We start from the raw sequence: 1,164 nt of genomic DNA on the forward strand, positions 1-1,164 counted from the left end.
TCACTTAAAGCACTATGGATCACGGCTTTATCTTTAGCCCAGGTGGCCACGTAACCGAGTGAGTAGTTGCTGGTATCAACGCCAATATTTTGCATGGCAACGTACGCAACCGCTTCGGCTTGGGTTTCCTGATAGGCTCGTGGCCGGTCTTTAAATTCTGACGTTAAGCCGTGTAATTGGCTATGGGCGTATTCATGATATAACGTCTCCAGTTTCAAGGCATTGTCGGGCTCATCGCTACCGATGACGATTTCATTAGTGCTGGGTTGAAAATAGCCTTTAGCGCCACCAAGTTCTGACAATCTCTTTTCACTGACTTTAATATCAGTATTGTTATTCAAATAATTTTTGAGTTCGTTGTATAGGTTAGTAACGTTTTTATGATCCGCTAAATTTTCTTTGACAAAATCTTTAGCACTTAGGACTGGTTCGCCGCTTGTCTGTGATATGTCAAATACTGGAATATAGCGATAACCAACTATGGCTTTTTCTTTGGTCGTATCAAGCCTTTTCTGATCCTCTGGAGTTAGTTTTTTAATCATAGGGGCCGCAATCCTGATCCCTTTTTCTCCCTTATTAACTGATCTGTTAAAATCATTTTTCCATTGTTTAAAACCTGCTATTTGAGTAGCTTCTGGGTTTTGAGAGTAGATTAAATCAATATTTCTAGCGCTATAACGATGAAATTTTGCCACAGTATTAAGATAGTTCTTGAACTTGTCACTATCAGTTAAGTTCAAAATTTGTTGTTCTGCATTATCTACAAGTTGTTTCTTCCATTCTTCTTTAGTTGGCATATTTAAACCTCCTCGGCGTCTACAAACTCTACAGAATTATCAATTTGGGGTAACTTGATAGATTGTGTGCCGTAAAGTGCTAAATATTCAGCATTCTTTTTTTGCCACGCAACTTGAATATATTTGCCATTACCCGCAATTTCCGATAGGTACTTATAACTGCTTTTATCCGTCAAAATAGGTAATTCGCTTGCCAATGCTTCCAGTTCATTTTTCATGATATATCCTCCTTCTTTTACAATTACACTCGTTGGTTAGGTTCACTTTTTGGTTTTTGAAAAGTAAACCTAAATGACGAGTTCACCAACCGAAACAACGTGCAGGGCGGTAGGCAGGTTCTAATCAAAATCAAAACTTAATTTATGGC

General features: G+C 38.3%; 2 protein-coding genes. Both read right to left on the reverse strand.

What is annotated here, in order from left to right; translation table 11 throughout:
- Positions 1-797, reverse strand: a 797-nt coding sequence (locus tag IV64_RS07225; protein ID WP_057706607.1) for an ArdC-like ssDNA-binding domain-containing protein, incomplete at its 3' end; no start/stop codon positions are given.
- Between the two features lie 2 nt (positions 798-799).
- Entirely contained in the window at positions 800-1,015 is a 216-nt protein-coding gene (locus tag IV64_RS07230) for a hypothetical protein (RefSeq protein WP_014940860.1), read from the reverse strand.
- Positions 1,016-1,164 lie beyond the last annotated feature (149 nt).

The sequence above is a fragment of the Lactiplantibacillus xiangfangensis genome, assembly GCF_001438845.1.
Lineage (GTDB): Bacteria > Bacillota > Bacilli > Lactobacillales > Lactobacillaceae > Lactiplantibacillus > Lactiplantibacillus xiangfangensis.

Excerpts from the sequence above, each read along its gene's own strand:
- IV64_RS07230 (WP_014940860.1), bottom strand. The coding sequence starts at position 1,015 with ATGAAAAATGAACTGGAAGCATTGGCAAGCGAATTACCTATTTTGACG.